This window comes from Marinobacter sp. DSM 26671 (genome assembly GCF_900112835.1).
GTDB lineage: Bacteria > Pseudomonadota > Gammaproteobacteria > Pseudomonadales > Oleiphilaceae > Marinobacter > Marinobacter flavimaris.
The window spans coordinates 1-2490 of record NZ_FONF01000055.1 but is presented as its reverse complement, the minus strand read 5'-3'; the positions used below and the strand labels follow the sequence as shown (position 1 = coordinate 2490).

At 57.0% G+C, this 2490-nt stretch carries 3 protein-coding genes; all 3 read left to right on the top strand.

Features of this window, described 5'->3' with window-relative positions; all coding sequences use genetic code 11:
- The first annotated feature begins 83 nt into the window (after window positions 1–83).
- Genes tnpA through tnpC form a run of 3 tightly spaced genes read left to right on the top strand, consistent with a single transcriptional unit; the run spans window position 84 to window position 2461 of the window.
- The gene (gene tnpA / locus BM035_RS22035) at window positions 84–392 is read left to right on the top strand and encodes an IS66 family insertion sequence element accessory protein TnpA (RefSeq protein WP_092034438.1); all 309 of its coding nucleotides are present in this window, start codon (window positions 84–86) and stop codon (window positions 390–392) included.
- Window positions 392–760 (top strand): IS66 family insertion sequence element accessory protein TnpB, encoded by a 369-nt coding sequence (gene tnpB / locus BM035_RS22030; RefSeq protein WP_092034436.1) that lies wholly within the window; start codon window positions 392–394, stop codon window positions 758–760. Before tnpA ends, tnpB begins: the two co-directional genes overlap by 1 nt.
- Window positions 761–817: 57 nt before the next feature.
- Entirely contained in the window at window positions 818–2461 is a 1644-nt protein-coding gene (gene tnpC / locus BM035_RS22025) for an IS66 family transposase (RefSeq protein WP_092034435.1), read from the top strand.
- The last annotated feature ends 29 nt before the right edge of the window (window positions 2462–2490 follow it).

Genomic DNA, 2490 nt, shown 5'->3' with positions numbered 1-2490 from the left:
GTAAGCGCCAATAAATCAGCACCTACACTCCGGCCCTGAGATTACCCAAACTGGATTCCTCTCCAAGATCAAGAGGAATCGGCATGACGCAAATCGAACGGAAACAAACCTGGCAGCAGCGTATCGCGGACTGGCAGGCCTCGGGCCTGTCCGGTGCGGCCTACTGCAAACAAGAGTCCCTTGTTTACCACCGGTTTGTCTACTGGCGGCAGAAGCTGACCGGCAGCGAGGAGCCCAGCAAGCCGGTTCAAACTCGATCCGGATTTACCCGCGTGGCACCGGTTCCGGATGCCGGAGCCGGTCTGACCGTGTCACTGCCCGGCGGCGTATCAATCACCGGCCTGCACGCTGGCAACATTGAGTTGCTGGGCGCTGTGCTGAGACAGCTGTGATGCGTCACCGCTATCTGCGTCCGGCCTGGGATCTGCCGGAGATTTACCTGTACCGGAAGCCGATCGACTTCCGCAAACAGGCCAATGGCCTGGCCCTGCTGGTGGAACAGGAACTGGGCCACAGCCCGTTCTCTGGAGCGCTTTATGCCTTCACCAACCGGCAGCGGAACAAGATCAAATGCCTGATGTGGGAAGACAACGGCTTTGTGCTCTATTACAAAGCTCTGGCTGAAGAAAAGTTCAAATGGCCGGGGCCGTCGGATGACTTGATGTCGCTGACCGGTGAACAGATCAACTGGCTGCTGGACGGCTACGACATCACGCTGTTGAGAGGCCATAAAACCCTGCATTACGAGAGCGTTGGATAGTGCTTTCAGACGCACTTTTTTGATGTGCCAGGGCGTTGTTTTTGCTATAATTTCGCCATGAAATCAACGCCTGACAACGCCCTTAAAACCCCGGATCTCAACGGTTTATCGACCGCTGAGATGGCGGCTGTTATCAGCAATCTGCAAGCACAATTGGCCGCTAAAGAAGACGTCCTCCAGAACCAACAAGTTCAACTGAAACAGCACGACGAGGCCCTTCAGCGTCGCGACAACTATATCGCCATCCTCGAAGAACTGCTGCGCCACAAGAAGATCCAGCAGTTCGCGGCCAGCAGTGAAAAGCAGCCCAACCAGATCCTGCTGTTCGATGAAGCGGAGCTGGAAGGCGAGATTGACGAACTGCGCGACGAGCTGCCCGAAGATGTCGAAGAGGCCGACGCTCCCCGTCGTTCCCGCAAGCGTCGTCAGCGCGGCTTCTCGGACAAGCTGCTGCGCGAGCGTATTGAACTGACTCTCAGTGACGAAGAGAAAGCCGGGGCCAGCAAAACCTTCTTCACCAAGGTGAAGGAAGAACTGGAGTTCATCCCCGCTCAACTGAAAGTGCTGGAGTACTGGCAGGAAAAGGCGGTGTTCGAGCAAGACGGTGACGAGCGCATCGTCGCTGCCTTCCGTCCGGTTCATCCGCTGGGTAAGTGCACCGCCACGCCGTCACTGCTCGCTTATCTGATCACCTCCAAGTATGCCGACGGTCTGCCGCTGTACCGGCTGGAACAGATGCTCAAGCGATTAGGACACGAGGTCAGCCGTACCAGCATGGCCCACTGGATCATCCGCCTGGATGACGTGTTCAAACCGCTGATCAATCTGATGCGGGACGTGCAGAACAGCAGCGATTACCTCCAGGCCGATGAGACCCGGATCCAGGTGCTCAAGGAGGATGGCAAAACCGCCCAATCTGACAAATGGATGTGGGTGACCCGGGGCGGTCCACCGGGTCACCCCTCGGTGCTGTTTGAGTATGATCCCTCCCGTGGCGGCAAGGTACCGGTTCGTCTGCTGGATGACTTTCAGGGCATTCTGCAAGCCGATGGCTATTCCGGCTACGGTCAGGTCTGTGCCGCGAACAAGCTGACCCGAATCGGATGTTGGGACCACGCGAGACGTAAATACGTGGAAGCGTCCCGGGCTGCGCCGGCCAAAGGCAAAAAAGGCCCACCCTCAAAAGCCGACGTGGCTCTGAGCCACATCCGCAAACTGTACGCCATTGAAAAGGCCGCCCGGGATCTGAGCGATGAAGAGCGCTATCAGTTGCGGCAGGAAAAGAGTCTGCCATTGCTCAACACCTTCAAAACCTGGCTGGAGAAAAATGCCCCAAAGGTGATGAAAGGCCTGCTTACCCGTAAGGCCATGGATTACACCCTGAACCAGTGGGACACTCTGGTTGGTTACTGCGAACGCGGTGACCTGAACATCAGTAATGCCGGTGCCGAGAACGCTATTCGCCCGTTTGCCCTCGGCAGAAAGGCCTGGCTCTTCGCCGATACCTCACAAGGGGCGAAAGCCAGCGCCACCTGCTATTCGCTCATAGAAACCGCCAAGGCCAATGGCCTGGAGCCCTCCGCTTATATCCACCATGTGCTGGAGCGCATTGCTGGGGCCGATACACTGGAGAAGCTTGAAGCCTTGCTGCCCTGGAATGCCGAGTTGCAGGCTTTGAAAAAAGTGGCTCAATACGATTAGGGCAAGAGGGTCGATTTAACGGCGCTTAC

What these genes read in the sequence shown, in the direction of transcription:
- tnpA (WP_092034438.1), top strand. Translation starts at nt 84, where the DNA reads ATGACGCAAATCGAACGGAAACAAACCTGGCAGCAGCGTATCGCGGAC.
- tnpB (WP_092034436.1), top strand. Translation starts at nt 392, where the DNA reads ATGCGTCACCGCTATCTGCGTCCGGCCTGGGATCTGCCGGAGATTTAC.
- tnpC (WP_092034435.1), top strand. Translation starts at nt 818, where the DNA reads ATGAAATCAACGCCTGACAACGCCCTTAAAACCCCGGATCTCAACGGT.